At 71.7% G+C, this 16582-nt stretch carries 12 protein-coding genes and 2 pseudogenes; 11 read left to right on the forward strand and 3 right to left on the reverse strand.

Annotation, left to right across the window (positions count from 1 at the left end; all coding sequences use genetic code 11):
- Window positions 1-201 precede the first annotated feature (201 nt).
- Together ACIBAG_RS16335 and ACIBAG_RS16340 are read left to right on the forward strand one after the other, a co-directional pair.
- Complete coding sequence (locus ACIBAG_RS16335; RefSeq protein ID WP_399105476.1) at window positions 202-1215, forward strand: NlpC/P60 family protein; 1014 nt, start codon at window positions 202-204, stop codon at window positions 1213-1215.
- Window positions 1216-2158: 943 nt separating this feature from the next.
- The gene (locus ACIBAG_RS16340) at window positions 2159-3355 is read left to right on the forward strand and encodes a hypothetical protein (protein ID WP_399105478.1); all 1197 of its coding nucleotides are present in this window, start codon (window positions 2159-2161) and stop codon (window positions 3353-3355) included.
- On the opposite strand, the pseudogene ACIBAG_RS16345 reads toward ACIBAG_RS16340, so the two are convergent.
- Window positions 3340-3651 (reverse strand): annotated as a pseudogene (locus ACIBAG_RS16345) (PadR family transcriptional regulator); the annotation flags it as partial. The gene ACIBAG_RS16340 and the pseudogene ACIBAG_RS16345 overlap by 16 nt on opposite strands.
- Before the next feature lie 132 nt (window positions 3652-3783).
- Here ACIBAG_RS16345 and ACIBAG_RS16350 point away from each other — a divergent pair.
- Window positions 3784-4821 (forward strand): annotated as a pseudogene (locus ACIBAG_RS16350) (MATE family efflux transporter); the annotation flags it as partial.
- Here the strand turns inward: ACIBAG_RS16350 and ACIBAG_RS16355 are convergent.
- A complete protein-coding gene (locus ACIBAG_RS16355; protein ID WP_399105480.1) occupies window positions 4782-6017 on the reverse strand; it encodes a glycosyltransferase 87 family protein in 1236 nt (411 codons plus the stop codon). The pseudogene ACIBAG_RS16350 and the gene ACIBAG_RS16355 overlap by 40 nt on opposite strands.
- A gap of 121 nt (window positions 6018-6138) precedes the next feature.
- Between ACIBAG_RS16355 and ACIBAG_RS16360 the strand changes: the two genes are divergently transcribed.
- Window positions 6139-7281 (forward strand): glycosyltransferase family 4 protein, encoded by a 1143-nt coding sequence (locus tag ACIBAG_RS16360; RefSeq protein WP_399105482.1) that lies wholly within the window; start codon window positions 6139-6141, stop codon window positions 7279-7281.
- 171 nt (window positions 7282-7452) lie between these two features.
- The gene (locus ACIBAG_RS16365) at window positions 7453-9039 is read left to right on the forward strand and encodes a GMC oxidoreductase (protein WP_399105484.1); all 1587 of its coding nucleotides are present in this window, start codon (window positions 7453-7455) and stop codon (window positions 9037-9039) included.
- 13 nt (window positions 9040-9052) lie between these two features.
- Here the strand turns inward: ACIBAG_RS16365 and ACIBAG_RS16370 are convergent, their stop codons facing one another.
- Complete coding sequence (locus tag ACIBAG_RS16370) at window positions 9053-10849, reverse strand: AMP-dependent synthetase/ligase (protein ID WP_399105486.1); 1797 nt, start codon at window positions 10847-10849, stop codon at window positions 9053-9055.
- Window positions 10850-11198: 349 nt separating this feature from the next.
- Between ACIBAG_RS16370 and ACIBAG_RS16375 the strand changes: the two genes are divergently transcribed.
- The 6 genes from ACIBAG_RS16375 to ACIBAG_RS16400 all read left to right on the forward strand — a co-directional run bounded on the left by ACIBAG_RS16375 (window position 11199) and on the right by ACIBAG_RS16400 (window position 16490).
- On the forward strand, window positions 11199-11954 hold the full coding sequence (locus ACIBAG_RS16375) for a metallophosphoesterase (protein ID WP_399106307.1): 756 nt from the start codon (window positions 11199-11201) through the stop codon (window positions 11952-11954).
- Between the two features lie 168 nt (window positions 11955-12122).
- The gene (locus ACIBAG_RS16380; protein ID WP_399105488.1) at window positions 12123-12563 is read left to right on the forward strand and encodes an SRPBCC family protein; all 441 of its coding nucleotides are present in this window, start codon (window positions 12123-12125) and stop codon (window positions 12561-12563) included.
- A 151-nt stretch (window positions 12564-12714) separates the two neighbouring features.
- On the forward strand, window positions 12715-13890 hold the full coding sequence (locus tag ACIBAG_RS16385) for an ArsA family ATPase (RefSeq protein ID WP_399105490.1): 1176 nt from the start codon (window positions 12715-12717) through the stop codon (window positions 13888-13890).
- Between the two features lie 57 nt (window positions 13891-13947).
- Window positions 13948-14457: a DUF5304 domain-containing protein gene (locus tag ACIBAG_RS16390; protein ID WP_399105492.1), complete on the forward strand. Its 510-nt coding sequence runs from the start codon at window positions 13948-13950 to the stop codon at window positions 14455-14457.
- 162 nt (window positions 14458-14619) lie between these two features.
- The gene (locus ACIBAG_RS16395; RefSeq protein ID WP_399105494.1) at window positions 14620-15573 is read left to right on the forward strand and encodes an ROK family glucokinase; all 954 of its coding nucleotides are present in this window, start codon (window positions 14620-14622) and stop codon (window positions 15571-15573) included.
- 158 nt (window positions 15574-15731) lie between these two features.
- Complete coding sequence (locus ACIBAG_RS16400; protein WP_399105496.1) at window positions 15732-16490, forward strand: endonuclease/exonuclease/phosphatase family protein; 759 nt, start codon at window positions 15732-15734, stop codon at window positions 16488-16490.
- Window positions 16491-16582 lie beyond the last annotated feature (92 nt).

The raw sequence follows: 16582 nt of genomic DNA on the forward strand, positions 1-16582 counted from the left end.
CGTGCCGCCCGAACGAGCGAATCACGACAGCACTCGCTGACCCCGCGCCCCGCCGATGACCTGCGTCAGAGGCGGGGCGTCACTTTGTGTGCCCACGGCGGTCGTTGGTGGCCGCCCCCGCTCGGAGTTACTGTCTGCCGCGTTTCCCCCGCCGACGGGGGGAGCGGTCCTTGTCCGCGAGCGGAAGGAGAGCGGCTTCCCGTGGGGTCCCATCGCCGTCTTGCAACGTCCGGGTTCGACCGGGGCGCCGGTGCGGCGCTCTGCGTCATGTCAGCCGCCGCCACGGCCCTCGGGGTCGTACCGGCGAAGGCCACGCCGCACGACGACACCCGGACCAAGGTGGACCGCCTCTACGAGGAGGCCGAGAAGGCCACCGAGGCCTACAACCAGGCCGACGAGCGCGCCGACAAGCTCCGCGACCAGGTGGGCCGGGCCCAGGACCGGATCGCCCGGCAGCAGGAGAGCATCAACACCATGCGGGACGCCCTCGGTTCGCTGGCCGGCGCCCAGTACCGGTCCGGCGGCCTCGACCCCTCCCTCGCCCTGCTGCTCTCCGACGACCCGGCCGACTACCTCGACAAGGCCGCCCGGATCGCCCGGATCAGCGCCCACCAGGCCGGCGAGCTGGAGGCACTCCAGGACGCGATGCGCGTCCTCGCCCAGGACCGCGCCGAGGCGGCGAAGAAGCTCGTGGAACTTGAGAAGAGCCGCAAGGCCGTCGCCACTCACAAGCGGACCGTCGAGCGCAAACTCGCCCAGGCCCGCAGGCTCCTCAACACCCTCACGGCGAGCGACCGCGCCGCCTACGGCCGCGCCTCCCGCTCCGGCCGCGACGTCATGCCCGACTTCGGCAGCGCCCTCCCGCCCTCCGGCCGCGCGGCCGCCGCCCTCGCCGCCGCCCACTCCGCCCTGGGCAAGCCGTACGTCTGGGGCGCCAACGGCCCCTCCGGCTTCGACTGTTCGGGCCTGATCCAGTGGTCGTACGCCCAGGCCGGCGTCGCCATGCCGCGCACCTCGCAGGGCCAGCGGTACGCCGGCCGGCAGGTCCCGCTCTCCGAGGCCCAGCCCGGCGACGTCGTCACCTACCGCTCCGACGCCAGCCATGTCGGGATGTACGTCGGCAACGGCCAGGTGATCCACGCGCCCTACCCCGGCGCACCCGTGCGCTACGACCCGGTCGGCATGATGCCGGGCGCGACGGTCACCAGGGTCTGACGCGGGCCGGCCCTCGCCGCGTGGCGGGGGCGGGGGCGGGGGCGGGGGCAACGGAGCAACTCCTGGCGCCCGGTGAGCGCACTGACGTACCTGACGGCCTTCCCGAAGCCCGCCCGTGTCACCCTCCGCACGCTTGCCTCGCCGCGCGCCGAGGGTCGGGCGGGGCAGGCCCTCCGGCTTCGCCGAGCTGAGCGACCCGGAGTCCGGACGCCGGCGCAGGCCACGCTGACACGCTGAACCGGCTTGCGCGGCCTGAGGGATCGCGCCGGTTCTGGAGGCTTCACCGCCGGGCGGGACGCCATCCTGCGGCAGGTTTGTGCGACCCGCGTCCTGCGGCAGGTCTGTGCGATCCCCTCCTGCGGCAGGTTTGTACGGCCTCCGTGCTGCGGCAGGTCTGTGCGATCCCCTCCTGCGGAAGGTTTGTACGGCCTCCGTGCTGCGGCAGGTCCGTGCGACCCCGTCCTGCGGCAGGTTTGTACGACCCCCGTGCTGCGGCAGGTCCGTGCGAGCCCGTCCTGCGGCAGATCCGTGCGACCTCGGCCTGCGGCAGGTTTGTACGACCCCCGTCCTGCGGCAGATCCGTGCGAGCCCGTCCTGCGGCAGGTTTGTACGACCCCCGTCCTGCGGCAGATCCGTGCGAGCCCGTCCTGCGGCAGATCCGTGCGACCTCGGCCTGCGGCAGGTTTGTACGACCCCCGTCCTGCGGCAGATCCGTGCGACCCCGTCCTGCGGCAGGTCCCTGCGAGCCCGTCCTGCGGCAGGTTTGTACGACCCCCGTCCTGCGGCAGATCCGTGCGAGCCCGTCCTGCGGCAGGTCCCTGCGACCCCGGCCTGCCGCAGGTTCCGTGTGACGTCGCCTGCGGCAGAGCTGTGCGACCCCCTCCGGCCGCAGGTCCGAACGCGGGGTCTGACTCGTCCGCCTTCCCCGCCGTACGATCGTGAAATGGCTGGTCGAAGGCGGGCGTCGGGGACGCGGGTCGTCGTGGCGCTCTGTCTGCTGCTCGTCTCCCTCGTGGGGTGCGGCGGGCGGTCCGCCACCGACAGTGCGCGGGCCGAGGTGCAGAGCGTCCTGGACGCGCGGGAGGCCGCGATACTCGACCGCGACCAGGCGGCGTTCCTGCGCACGGGCGCCCAGAGCTGGTTCCGCAACCTGCGGGCCCTGCCCCTCGCCGACTGGTCGTACCGCCTGACCCGCCTGGACCGCACCGGCGACACCGCGACCGCCGAGGCCGAGCTTCGCTACCGCGTCCGGGGCTACGACCGGGCTCCCGTCAGCGCCGGGCGCACGCTCAGCCTGAGCCTGGACGCCGCGGGCGGCTGGTACGTCGAGGCCGAGCGGCCCGCGAAGGGTTCCGCCGAACAGCTGTGGGACCAGGGCCGGGTGAGCGTCGTACGGGGTGAGCACAGCCTGGTCATGGGCGTCGGTCAGTCCGAGGCCGCGCTGCTGCGGTACGCGGAACTGGCGGACGACGCGGTGCCCGCCGTGTCGCAGGCGTGGGGCACGGACTGGTTCCGGCGTGTCGTGGTCCTCGTACCGGAGTCGCTGACCGGCATGGCGGGGCTCCTCGCCTCGCCCGCCTCCTCCTACCGCGGGATCGCAGCGGTCACCACCGGCGAGACCGGCGCCCCGGCGGACGCGCCCGCGGACCGGATCATCGTGAACCCCGACGCGTACGGGGTCCTCGGCGCCACCGGCAAACAGGTCGTCCTCACCCACGAGACCACCCACGTCGCCACCCGCGCCCACACCAGCGCCGCCACCCCCCTGTGGCTCTCCGAGGGCTACGCCGACTGGGTCGGCTATCTCGGCAGCGGCCGCTCCCCGTCCCAGGCCGCGCCCGAACTGTGGCAAGCGGTCATCGAGGGCCGGGTACCGCAGGCGCTGCCCGCCGACGCGGACTTCGGCTTCACCGGCGACTCGGGCAGGCTGGCGCGGGCCTACGAGAGCGGGTGGATGGCCTGCCGGATGATCGCCGAGCGCTGGGGCGAGGTCAGACTCGTGGAGTTCTACCGGGCCGTGGGCGCGCACGAGGGACGGGCGGGAGCGGTCGAGGGCGCGCTGAGGGACGTACTCGGGACTTCGCTGGACGACTTCACGGGGGAGTGGCGGGACTATCTCCGGGCTCAGCTCGGCGGCTGATCCAGCTTCGCGACGGCTTCCGTCAGCCACGCCCGCTCCGCCTCGCCGGTCGTCCGCGCCACCCGCAGCATGCCCTGCCGGAACAGGTCCTCGGCCTCCTCGGCGCGTACGGGCTTGCCGCCCTCCTTGCCGCCCTCATAGAAGAAGCTCGTCGGCGCGTTGAGGAACTCCAGCCGGCGGCGGAACACTTCGGCCTGTTCCCGGCGGTCCGGCAGGTGTCGTAGGAAGGACAGGACCGTGTTGAAGCGGACCTGGTCGGTGATCTCGACCGGCTTGGGATGGCGGAGGCGTTCCAGGGGCTCCGCCCCTGGACCCCCGGTGGGGTGCGGCCCCTACACCCGGGGCCGACCCCCTCCCCGGCCGAGCCTGCGCCCGGCCTTCTGGTCGACAGCGTCCTCCGCAGCAACTCTTTCTGCTCGCCCCGAAGGGCGGTCGTGACCAACACCGAGAACGTCCTGCTCGGCGCGGCACTCGTCTTCGGCTCCGGTACGACCGTGCTGGTCGCCCGCGCCAGGGGCGCGCAGGACGCGGGAGCGGTGCGGGCGGCGGTGTGCGGGGGATGGACGGTGTGGGCGCTGGTCACGCCGGTGGTCGTCGTGGGCGGGTTCCTGGTGCGGGAGCCGTTGGCGCGGCTGGTGCTCGACGGGGGTGCCGCGCTGACCCTGGCGGTGGGGTACTTCGCCATCTCGCTGCCGGGGACGGCGGTGTTCTTCGCGCCGACCCTGGTCGACGGAATCCTCAAGGGCACCGGTGACACGAGGACGCCGATGCGGCTCGCGCTGCTCTCCAACGGGCTGATCCTGCTCTGTGACCCGTTCCTCATCGACCTCTACGGCGTCCAGGGCGCCGCCGCCTCGACCGTGCTGTGCCGCAGCGTGGCCCTGGCGGTGGGGCCGGCCGCCCTGCGACGGAACCGGCTGCTGCGCACGGCCGCCCAGGCGCGGCACGGCGGATGCTGCGCACCGGGCTGCCGATGTCGGCCGACTTCACCGTGCGGCAGGCGGGCGCGCTGGTGCTGGTCGCGGTGGTGGCGCGGCTCGGGGTGACGGCGGTGGCGGCGTACTCGATCGCGTACGAGGTCATGTACGTCGCCACCATGGCCTTCCACGCCGTACGCCAGGCCGCCTCCATCCATACCGCGCATCTGCTCGGCACCGGTCAGGACGCCCGTCGGGCGATGGGGCTGCAGGCCGTGCTGGCGTCGGGCAGCGCGGGGCTGGTGGCGGCCGGTGCGCTGGGGGCCGCCGCCACGTGGGTCATGGCGGCGTTCGGCGCCGGTTCCGCCGTGGCTGACCGTGCTCGGTACGGCCGTACCGTTGCCGCTCGCCTTCGGGCTGTCCGGCCTCGGCCTGCCCGGCGTGTGCCTGGCGCTGGCGCTCGCCATGGCGGTGCAGTGCGCGGCGGTGCTGCTGCGGCGGGACCGGCGTCAGGAGGGCAGGGGGGTCTCCTTGGCGCGGGTGGCCTGAGCCGGTACGGGGACCGGGGCGGCGCCGGTGACCGTCGAGCGCCAGAGCTCGCGGGCCGCGAGGACCGTGGCCAGGACCAGCAGGCCGTTGCGCAGGAACAGGAGGGTGACACCGAGGGCGTCGCTGGCGACGACGTGCGAGAACCAGATCGGGAACTCGAGGACCGTCACGAGCGATGCCGCGAGGACGAGGCCGACGGGCAGCTTCATCCGGCTGCCGCGGGAGCACAGGCACACCGCCGCGAGGCCGATCAGCCACACCATGTACTGCGGGCTGATCACCCGGCTGGTCGTCACGAACATCAGCACCGCCACGAAGGCCGCGTCCGCGAGCGTGTGCGAGTGGAACCGCCGTGCCCGCAGCCGCCACAGCAGCAGCCAGCCGAAGGCGAGCCCGCTCAGGACCAGCGCGGCCGTGCTGACGACGTCGACCCACGGGCCGAGGAACTCCACCGAGCCGTAGTTCAGCAGCACCTGGCCGTCCCAGCCGTACTGCCGGGCCACATGGAAGACCAGCGAGCCCAGCGACTCCACCTCGGTGCCCCGGTCGCGCTGGAAGGTCAGGAAGGCGAACGCGCCGGGCATGGCGAGGGCGAACACCCCGGACAGGGCGGCGGCGGTGAGCGCGGCCCAGCCCCAGGCGGCGCGCCTGCGGGCCGCGACCAGCAGCAGCACCGGCCACACCTTCAGCATCGCCCCGAACGCCGCCAGCGCGCCCATCAGCCGCGGGTGCCGGGCGCCCGCGAGCAGCGCGGCCACGGCGACGGCGGTGACCATCACGTCGTAGCGGGCGTACACGGTCGGCCCGAGCAGCGGTACGCCCGCCACCCACACCCAGGCCCCGCGCAGGGTGCGGCCCGGGCGCAGGCCGGCGTACAGCAGGAGCAGCAGCACGGCCAGGTCGGCGGCGAAGGCGAGGGCGAAGAACGCCGACGGGTAGTCCAGCCAGAACACCAGCGCGGGGGAGAGGATCGGGAGGGCCGCGGCGGGCGGGTACTGCCAGGTGACGTCGTCCAGCGGGAACGTTCCGGTGCGCAGCACCTCGTACCAGCCCTGGTAGATCACCGACACATCGCTGGTGACGTCCGGGCCGGGGAAGACGTACACCTTGAACACGAACAGCAGCAGGATCACCCTGGTCAGGCCCCAGCTCACCAGAAGCCACGCCGACGACCGCCGCGTGCCCGTCGTCTCCACCGGATCCCCTGCCGTTCACTTCCCGCCTTGAGGAGAACATGATGTCTCCTCCAGCTGTGAGCGGGCCATAAACGTGGCCGAGCCCTCGCTGTGAACAGCGGCTTCGGTAAGGTCGGCGGCGATGCACAAGACCCTGATCGTGACCAACGACTTCCCGCCCCGTCCCGGCGGCATCCAGGCGTTCCTGCACAACATGGCGCTACGGCTCGACCCGGAGCGGCTGGTCGTCTACGCCTCCACCTGGAAGCGCAGCCGCGAGGGCGTCGCCGCCACGGCCGCCTTCGACGCGGAGCAGCCCTTCACCGTCGTACGGGACCGTACGACGATGCTGCTGCCGACGCCCGGGGCGACCCGGCGGGCGGTGGGCCTGCTGCGGGAGCACGGGTGCACGTCGGTGTGGTTCGGTGCGGCGGCACCGCTCGGCCTGATGGCCCCCGCACTGCGCAAGGCGGGCGCCGAGCGCCTCGTGGCCACGACCCACGGCCACGAGGCGGGCTGGGCCCAGCTGCCGGCGGCCCGGCAGCTGCTCGGGCGGATCGGCGAGGCGACGGACACGATCACCTACCTCGGCGAGTACACGCGCTCCCGGATCGCGACCGCCCTGACGCCGGACGCGGCCTCGCGGATGGTGCAGCTGCCGCCGGGGGTCGACGAGAAGACCTTCCATCCGGGGTCGGGCGGTGACGAGATCCGGGCCCGGCTCGGACTGACGGACCGGCCGGTGGTCGTCTGCGTATCCCGGCTTGTGCCGCGCAAGGGTCAGGACACGCTGATCCTTGCCATGCCCCGCATCCTGGCCGCCGAGCCGGAGGCGGTGCTGCTGATCGTCGGGGGAGGGCCGTACGAGAAGGACCTGCGTCGGCTGGCCCACGAGACGGGCGTCGCCGCCTCGGTCCGCTTCACGGGCGCGGTGCCCTGGTCCGAGCTGCCCGCGCACTACGGCGCCGGGGACGTCTTCGCGATGCCGTGCCGGACGAGGCGGGGCGGGCTGGACGTGGAGGGGCTCGGCATCGTCTACCTGGAGGCCTCGGCGACGGGGCTGCCGGTCGTGGCCGGCGACTCGGGCGGGGCGCCGGACGCGGTGCTCGACGGTGAGACGGGTTGGGTGGTGCGGGGAGGCTCCGCGGAGGAGGCCGCCGACCGGATCATCACGCTCCTGGGAGACCCCGAGCTGCGTAGCCGGATGGGCGAGCGGGGCCGGGAGTGGGTCGAGGAGAAGTGGCGCTGGGACTTGCTGGCGGAACATCTGAAGCGGTTGCTGTAGTGCAACGCCCTAAAGGGGCGCGGGGAACTGCGCGACAAGCCACACACAACCCGTAGCCGCCAACAACGAATACTCGGCACCCCACTAGGCGGAACAGCAAATTCCGCACATGCTGCGCACATGACATCAAACCTGATGCAGCGTCAGCTGACAAGACGTCAAATCCTGGGCATGGCGGCCCTGCAAGCCGCGGCCGCAGCAGGCTTCACCCGCATAGGCCTTCAGTCGGCCCAGGCGGCGCAGCCAGACGCAGTCGAATCCGCCCCGGCGATAGTCATCGGCTCCGGCTACGGCGGCGCCGTAGCCGCCCTCCGCCTCGGCCAGGCCGGCATCCGTACCCTCGTCCTCGAAATGGGCCGCCTCTGGAACACGCCCGGCCCCGACGGCAAGGTCTTCTGCTCCACCAGGGCCCCCGACCACCGCTCCATGTGGTTCCGCACCCGCACCGAGGCCCCGCTGGCCACCTTCCTCTGGCTGGACGTGGTCAACAAGGACATCCATCCCTACCCCGGAGTCCTGGACCGCGTCCGCTACGACCACATGTCCGTGTACGTCGGCCGTGGCGTCGGCGGCGGCTCCCTGGTCAACGGCGGCATGGCGGTCACCCCGCTCCAGTCGTACTTCGCCGAGCAGTTCCCGAGCGTGGACACCGCGGAGATGTACAGCACGTACTTCCCGCGTGCCCGCTCCATGCTGGGCGTCAACAGCATCGACCCGGCGTGGTTCGAGGCCACGGAGTGGTACCGCTTCACCCGGATCTCCCGCAAGCACGCCGCCAACACCGGCCTGAAGACCACCTTCGTCCCGAACGTCTACGACTTCGGCCACATGCAGCGCGAGGCGGCCGGCACCGCGACCAGGTCCGCGCTCGCGGGCGAGGTCATCTACGGCAACAACCACGGCAAGCGCACCCTCGACAAGACCTACCTGGCCGCCGCGCTCGGCACCGGGAACGTCACCATCCACACCCTGGAGCGGGTGAGGTCGATCGGCAGGGCCGCCGACGGGACGTACGTCCTGACCGCCGACCGGATCGACGACACCGGCACGGTCGTCGGGACCAAGGAGTACGGCTGTACGTACCTCTTCCTCGGCGGCGGCAGCATCGGTACCACCGAACTCCTCGTCCGCGCACGGGAGTCGGGCACGCTGCCCGCCCTGGACGCGAGCGTCGGCACCGGGTGGGGCACCAACGGCAACGTGATGCTCGGGCGGGCCAACCACCTGTGGGACACGGTCGGGGAGAACCAGTCGACCATGCCGGTGATGGGCATCGACGACTGGGGCAACGCCGCGAACCCGGTCTTCGCCGAGATCGCTCCTTTACCGACCGGACTGGAGCACTGGGTCAGCCTCTATCTGGCGATCACCAAGAACCCGTCGCGGGCGTCGTTCTCGTACGACAGCGGTACGGGAGCCGTGAAACTCGGCTGGAGTGCCGCTCAGAGCGCGGTGTCGGTGAGCATGGCCAAGAAACTGTTCGACCGGATCAACTCGGCGAACTCCACGATCTACCGGTACGACCTGTTCGGCTCGAACAGCAAGATCTTCGCGGACGACTTCACGTACCACCCGCTGGGCGGCTGCGTCCTGGGGAAGGCGACCGACAACTACGGGAGGGTCAAGGGCTATTCGAAGCTCTACGTCACCGACGGCTCGCTCGTGCCCGGGTCGATCGGCGTGAACCCGTTCGTGACGATCACCGCGCTCGCGGAACGAACGATGGCGCGGGTCCTCGTGGAGGACACCGCGCCATGAGTCGATCACTCGCCTATTTGGCGTAGATCGCCTCGATCTCGTCCGCGAAGTCCTTCGCCACGACGTTGCGCTTGAGCTTCAGCGACGGCGTCAGATGGCCCGAGTCCTCCGTGAACTGGGAGGAGAGAATGCGGAACTTCCGCACCGATTCCGCCTTCGACACCGCGGCGTTGCCGTCGTCGATCGCGGCCTGGATCGCCGCGTTCAGGTCCGCGTCCCCGGCCAGCGACGCCGCGGTGGAGCCCGCCGGCTTGCCGTGCTCGGCGGCCCAGCGGCCCAGGAACTCCTCGTCGATGGTGACCAGCGCGCCCACGAACGGCCGCCCGTCGCCCACCACCATGCACTCCGCGACCAGCGCGTGCGCCCGGATCCGGTCCTCGATCACGGCCGGGGCGACGTTCTTGCCGCCCGCGGTGACGATGATCTCCTTCTTGCGGCCGGTGATCCTGAGGTAGCCGTCCTCGTCCAGGGTGCCGATGTCACCGGTGTGGAACCAGCCGTCGGCCAGCGCCTCCTCGGTCGCGCCCGGGTTGTTCCAGTACTCCTTGAACAGGTGCTCGCCGTGCAGCAGCACCTCTCCGTCGTCCGCGATACGGACCACCGAGCCCGGCAGGGGCTGGCCGACCGTGCCGATCTTCTGGCGGTCCCAGGGGTTGAAGGCGGTGGCGGCACAGGACTCGGTCAGGCCGTAGCCCTCCAGGACCGTGAAGCCGATGCCGCGGAAGAAGTGCCCGAGGCGCTCGCCCAGCGGGGCGCCGCCGGAGATGGCGTACTCGCCCTTGCCGCCGAGTACCGCCCGCAGCTTGCTGTAGACCAGCTTGTCGAAGACCTTGTGCTTGATCTTCAGACCGACCGACGGGCCCGACGCGGTGTCCAGCGCCTTGCTGTAGGCGATCGCCGTGTCCGCCGCCTTGTCGAAGATCTTGCCCTTGCCGTCGGCCTGGGCCTTGGCGCGCGCCGAGTTGTAGACCTTCTCGAAGACGCGCGGCACGCCCAGGATCAGCGTCGGGCGGAACGCGGCCAGCTCGTCGGTGAGGTTGCTGATGTCCGGGACGGTGCCGAGCTTGATCGGCGCCATCATGGGCGCGACCTGCACCAGGCGGCCGAAGACGTGCGCGAGCGGGAGGAAGAGCAGGACCGAGCACTCGCCGGTACGGAAGAGGGGCCGCAGCCGCTCGACGACGTTCCCGCACTCGGCGAAGAAGCTGCGGTGGGTGAGCACACAGCCCTTGGGGCGCCCGGTGGTGCCGGAGGTGTACACGATGGTCGCCGGGTCGTCGGCCTTCGCCTGCGAGCTGCGCTCCTCGACGGTCGCGTCGCTGATGTCCTGCCCGAGCCGCCCCAGCTCCTCCACGCCTCCGGCCTCGATCTGCCAGACGTGCTTGAGCGCGGGCAGCCGGTCGCGTACCGACTCGACGGCGGCCGTGTGGTTGTCCAGCTCGGTGATGATCGCGGTCGCGCCGGAGTCACTGAGGATCCACTGCACCTGCTCGGCCGAGCTGGTCTCGTACACCGGCACGGTCACCGCGCCCGCCGACCAGATCGCGAAGTCGAGGAGGGTCCACTCGTAGCGGGTGCGGGACATCAGTCCGACCCGGTCGCCCGGCTGGATGCCGGCGGCGATGAGCCCCTTCGCGGCCGCGCGCACCTCGGCGAGGAAGGCCGTGGCCGTGACGTCCTGCCAGGCACCGCCCACCTTGCGGGCGATGACGGCGACGTCAGGGTGCTGCGCGGCGTTTCTGCGGACGATGTCGGTCAGATTGCCGTCCGCAGGGACCTCGTACAAAGCCGGAAGGCTGAACTCGCGCAAGACTGCTGCTCCTCATAGGGCGCCGGCGCCACGACGTTGTGTGATGCGACGGTGCGGTCCAAGGCTCGGGCAGGTGCTCTGGCATTCACATGTTGAAATCCAGAGCACGACTGGACCGACCGGACGTTACCCGCCGGTATGGCTTCTTCGACAGGGGTCCCGGCGAGATGTTTGCTGCGTCACACGGATCGGTGTTTGTGCTTGTGTTCCTGCGCGCACAGTAGTCGAGCCGTCTGACGACTGGCCAGTAACCATCGGTCCCACCGCCACTGTTCACGTCTGCCGCACACGCCTACCCTTGATCGTCATGGCACCGACACCGACGGGAAACCGCAGGACGCGCGTCCATGTGGTCAGCGACGTACACGGCAACGCCCGCGACCTGGCCAGGGCCGGCGAGGGCGCCGACGCCCTGATCTGCCTGGGCGACCTGGTGCTGTTCCTGGACTACGCCGACCACTCGCGCGGCATCTTCCCCGACCTGTTCGGGGTCGAGAACGCCGACCGCATCGTGGAGCTGCGCACCGCCCGGCGCTTCGAGGAGGCGCGGGCGTTCGGAGCGGCGCTGTGGGCCGGGATCGGCTCGGACCGGCGGGCGGTGATCGAGAAGGCGGTGCGCAAGCAGTACGCCGAGATGTTCCCGGCGTTCCCGACACCGACGTACGCCACCTACGGCAATGTCGACATGCCGCCCCTGTGGCCGGAGTACGCCGGGCCGGGCACGACCGTGCTGGACGGGGAGCGGGTGGAGATCGGCGGGTGGGTCTTCGGCTTCGTCGGCGGTGGCCTGCGCACTCCCATGCGAACCCCCTACGAGATCAGCGACGAGGAGTACGCCGCGAAGATCGAGGCCGTGGGCGAGGTGGACGTGCTCTGCACGCACATTCCGCCGGAGGTCCCGGAGTTGGTGTACGACACGGTGGCGCGGCGCTTCGAGCGGGGGAGCAGGGCGCTGCTGGCCGCGATTCGCCGGACTCGCCCGCGTTACTCGCTCTTCGGGCACGTCCACCAGCCGTTGGCGCGCCGGATGCGGATCGGGGCGACGGAGTGTGTGAACGTGGGGCATTTCGCGGGGTCGGGGAAGCCGTGGGTGCTGGAGTGGTGAGCTGGCGCGGGCGCCGGGGCGGTGAGTGAATTCGGCGCCGGTGGGCGTTTTCGCGACGACGGCGCAGGTGGGGGTGAAGTCGGCTGGTCGGGCGCGCGGTAGCCTTCACGCTGCACACGCGTGCGCACCACGACTTCATAGCGGCCCGCATCTGGAGGAGCCACGGCGATGGCGGAACACACCAGCTCGAGCATCACGATCGAGGCGGCACCGGCCGACGTCATGGGGGTGATCGCCGACTTCGCCCGCTACCCGGACTGGACCGGTGAGGTGAAGGAGGCGGAGGTCCTCAAGACCGACGACCAGGGCCGCGCCGAGCAGGTCCGCCTCGTCATGGACGCCGGCGCGATCAAGGACGACCAGGTGCTGGGGTACACCTGGACCGGTGAATACGAGGTGTCCTGGACGCTGGTCAAGTCCCAGATGCTGAGGTCGCTCGACGGCTCGTACATCCTGAAGCCGGCGGGGGCGGGGGCGACCGAGGTCACGTACCAGCTGACGGTGGACGTGAAGATCCCGATGCTGGGGATGATCAAGCGGAAGGCCGAGAAGGTCATCATCGACCGGGCGTTGGCGGGCTTGAAGAAGCGGGTGGAGTCGGGCAAGTAGGGGGCGCGCCGTAGGGGGTGCGGTGCCTGTGCCTTACCTGGTCGCAGGGGCACCCCGTCAGCGCCGGGCTGTGCGACCCACCGCCGCCCGCCGCCCACGCCGGGCACCGTGCAACCGGGCTGAACGCCAACGTCCGTTACGGTTCAGCCCCATGCGCACCATCCTGATCACGGGCCCGGGCGGCAGCGGCCGTACAACCGTCGCCGCCGCCACCGCGCTCTCGGCGGCGACCAACGGCACCAGAACCCTGGTCCTCAGCGCCGACCGCACCGACACCCTCGGTGCCGCACTCGGCGTGGCCACGAACGCGACCCCGACCAAGGTCACCGAAACCCTCACCGCGTGGCGCCCCGACGCCGCCACCGGCTTCCGGGACGACCTCGCCGCCTTCCAGGACCGCGCCGCCTCCGCCCTCGACCTCCTCGGGGCCTCCCGCCTCGACCCGGAAGAGGTCACCCCGCTCCCCGGCGCCGAGGAACTCGCACTGCTGCGTGCCCTGCGGGACGCCGCGCTCGCCGAGGCCCATGACCTCCTCGTCGTCGACCTGCCGGCCACCCCGCACGCTCTCGCCCTGCTCTCCCTCCCCGAGGAGCTGCGCCGCTACCTGCGCCGGCTGCTCCCGTCCGAGCGGCAGGCTGCCCGTGCCCTGCGGCCCGTCCTGGGGCGGCTGGCCGGCGTGCCGATGCCCGCGGAGTGGCTCTACGAGACCGCGGCCCGCTGGGACGTCGAGCTCGCCGCCGTCGAGGCCGTCGTGGCCGACCGCGACACCGTCGTACGGCTGGTCGCCGAGCCGGGCCCGGGCGGCGCCGACGCCGTGCGTGCCGCCACCCTCGCCTTCGCCCTGCGCGGCCTGCGCCCCGACCTGCTGATCGCCAACCGGGTCCTGCCGGAGACGGCGGCGACGCCCGGCAGCTGGCTGGCCGGACCCGTCGCCCAACAGCGCAAGGTCCTGGAGGAATGGCGGGAGGACTTCGACGTCCACGGCGTCGCGCACCTCGGACGCGACCCTCGCGGCGCCGACGATCTCGACGCGCTCTCCGTGCCCACCGTCAATGACGGCTCGTCCACGGTCGAGTGGCCCGTCACCGACCGGCTCGCCGACGACGGCGTCCTGGTCTGGGCCATCCCGCTGCCCGGTGCCGTACGCGACGAGCTCGACCTCATCCGTCACGGCGACGAACTCGTCGTCACCGCCGGACAGTTCCGGCGTATCGTGCCCCTGCCGTCCGCCCTGCGCCGATGCGGGGTCGACGGGGCCGCGCTGCGGGACGGCGAGCTGCGGATCCGGTTCGCGCCGGACCCGGATCTCTGGCCGCGGACACGGTGAAGCAGGTACGCCCGTTCGGGTAACGTCGTAGGGACGAACCGTAGTCAGGAGTCCGTCATGAGCGAAGAGCTCCCCCCGTCCGACGCCGGTGAGCACGAGACCGTGGACGAGGTTCGGGCGACCGACGCCGACGCCTGGGCGACCGCGTGCGCCGAGGACCTCGAGGCGGAGAAGGCACGCCGCCGTGCCGAGTACGGCCGGCCGCCGGGCTCGGCCGCCGAGGAACTGCGCAAGCTCGTCGACGCCGTCGCGGACAAGCTGTCCACCCTCCAGTCCCCGCTGCTCGGCGCGGTCGCCGGGCCGGCCGCCCAGCAGGTGGTCAAGCAGGTCGTGGAGCAGGCCAAAGCCGCCGTCGAGCCGGTCATCGAGCGCAATCCGGACGTCTTCGACCACCTGGCCGCCGCCGGCAACGAACTCCTCGCCGCCTACCGCTCCGCGGTCCAGGCCCAGGAACGGCGCTGGACGAGCGGTACGAACGACACCAACGCCCTGGACGAACTGGACGACGACCGCCGGGACCGGGGTGACGACGACGGTCCCGGCAGTCAGCGCATCGACCTGGACTGACACCGACCCGGTCCGACGCGGGACCACTCCCTCCCGGAGCCCTGTCCCGCCATGGGGGTACCTCCCAGGCCCTCAAGGCACTGGGGGAGGACGACGGGACCCCGACGGCAGGGCCTCGGGTACGGTTGGCCGTAGCGGGGCTCGACCGGAACTGAGGGATTCATGGGACTCACCATCGGCGTCGACATCGGCGGTACCAAGATCGCGGCCGGTGTGGTCGACGAGGAAGGCAACATCCTCTCGACCCACAAGGTGCCGACCCCGGGCACGCCCGAGGGGATCGTGGACGCCATCGCCACCGCGGTGGAGGGCGCGCGCGCCGGCCACGAGATCGTCGGCGTGGGTATCGGTGCGGCCGGTTACGTCAACCGCCAGCGCTCGGAGGTCTACTTCGCCCCCAACATCGACTGGCGCAACGAGCCGCTGAAGGAGAAGGTCGAGACCCGCGTCGGCCTCCCGGTCGTCGTCGAGAACGACGCCAACGCGGCCGCCTGGGGCGAGTACAAGTTCGGCGCGGGCAAGGGCCACCGCAACGTCATCTGCATCACCCTCGGCACCGGCCTCGGCGGCGGCATCATCATCGGCAACAAGCTGCGCCGCGGCCACTACGGCGTCGCCGCCGAGTTCGGCCACATCCGCATGGTGCCGGACGGCTTGCTGTGCGGCTGCGGCAGCCAGGGCTGCTGGGAGCAGTACGCCTCCGGACGCGCCCTGGTCCGCTACGCCAAGCAGCGCGCCAACGCCACCCCGGAGAACGCCGAGATCCTGCTCGGCATGGGCGACGGCACCCCCGACGGCATCGAGGGCAAGCACATCTCCATGGCCGCCCGCCAGGGCGACCCGGTCGCCGTCGACTCCTACCGCGAACTCGCCCGCTGGGCCGGCGCCGGCCTCGCCGACCTCGCCTCCCTGTTCGACCCGTCCGCCTTCATCGTCGGCGGCGGCCTCTCGGACGAGGGCGAACTGGTCCTCGACCCCATCCGCAAGTCCTACAAGCGCTGGCTGGTGGGCGGCAACTGGCGCCCGGTCGCCGACGTGATCGCGGCCCAGCTGGGCAACAAGGCGGGCCTGGTGGGCGCGGCGGACCTGGCCCGCGAGCCCGACCCGATCATGTAAGCCCCTCGCTTCTCGAGACACGGCCGCTGCCACGCCTTCAGGGGCGCGGGGAACTGCGCGATCAGCCACGATGAACCGGCAGTCGCACACGAACCTCGCGCCCCGAGCCTTTGGGCGCTTGGCTGCCTCCCACCCCGGCTCCCGCGTACATTGACGGCATGGCAACGTCCCTCCCGGCGCTTCCAGGTTCCCGCACAGACCCCGACGGTTCAGCCCTCGTCCGAGTCCTCAGCTACAACATCCGCTCGATGCGCGACGACACACACGCCCTCGCCCGCGTCATCAGCGCCTGCGATCCCGACCTAGTCCTGCTCCAGGAAGCCCCCCGCTTCTTCCGCTGGCGCAAGAAACTCGCCCGCCTGGCCCGCGCGACGAACCTCGTGATCCTCACGGGCGGCGCCACCGCCGCAGGCCCCGCGATCCTGTGCAACCTCAGGGCCACCGTGGAGCGCACGGAGGACGTACTCCTCCCGCTCACCCCCGGCCTCCACCGCCGCGGCTTCGCCACGGCAGTGGTCCGTTTCGGCGGCGCCCGCCTCGGCGTACTGAGCTGCCACCTCTCGCTGGAGAAGAACGAGCGCTACGAGCAGGGCGGCATGCTGCTGGACCGCCTGGCCGGGCTCGGCACCCCGCACGCCGTCGCGGGCGGCGACCTGAACGAGCGGCCCGCCGGACGCACCTTCCGCCGCATCGCGGACGGCCTCCAGGACTGCTGGGCCACCGCCCCCTGGGGCAGCGAGTACACCTCCACCCCGACCGACCCCCACCAGCGCATCGACGCGATCTTCGCCACCAAGGGCATCGAGGTACTCGGCTGCGGAGTGCCCGTGAACCAGCTCGGCATCACCGGCGCGGACCTGAGGGCGGCCACCGACCATCTCCCGCTCCTGGCCGCCCTCAGAATCCCGGCGTCCTAGGTCGTGTCCGCAAAGTCCCGCCTGCCCCGCGGGCGGACGACGGGACTTTGCGGACACGACCTAGACGACCGCACCCCGGCCCGGGTCGTCGT

The organism is Streptomyces sp. NPDC051243 (assembly GCF_044455405.1).
Lineage (GTDB): Bacteria > Actinomycetota > Actinomycetes > Streptomycetales > Streptomycetaceae > Streptomyces.